Source organism: Paraburkholderia sp. J94 (assembly GCF_905220285.1).
GTDB lineage: Bacteria > Pseudomonadota > Gammaproteobacteria > Burkholderiales > Burkholderiaceae > Paraburkholderia > Paraburkholderia tropica_A.
Window position 1 is genome coordinate 1 of record NZ_CAJMZH010000065.1, and the last position, 384, is coordinate 384.

The 384-nt window shown below is 71.6% G+C and carries 1 protein-coding gene; it reads right to left on the reverse strand.

From position 1 onward, the window contains the following. On the reverse strand, positions 1 to 384 hold a 384-nt coding region (locus tag U4Y88_RS37665; RefSeq protein WP_321790151.1), incomplete at both ends, for a TolC family protein.

The window sequence follows — 384 nt, forward strand, 5'->3', positions numbered from 1 at the left end:
GCCGCGTGCGCCGACGTGGCCGACGTGGCCGAAGCCGACGATGCCGGCGCGCTCCACGGCGCATCGCGCCACGGGCTGCCGTTCACGTCGCTCTGGCCGCTGTTCGTGCCCTTCGCTTCGCTGCCGACCTGCGCCGGCGGCACGAGCCCCGCGTTCTGCGCGTCGAAGCCGCCGCCCAGCGCCTTGATCAGCGCCATCTGCTCGTCGGCGCGCTGCGACTTCAGGTTCGTCACGGTCTGCTCGGCGGCGAGGCGGTTCTGGTCGGCGTTGAGCACCTGCAACTGCTCGGAGAGGCCCGCCTTGTAGCGGATCACGGCGAGCTGATACGCCTTCGTCGACGCGTCGAGCGCGTGCTGCGCGTCGACCAGTTGCTTGTCCGCCGAG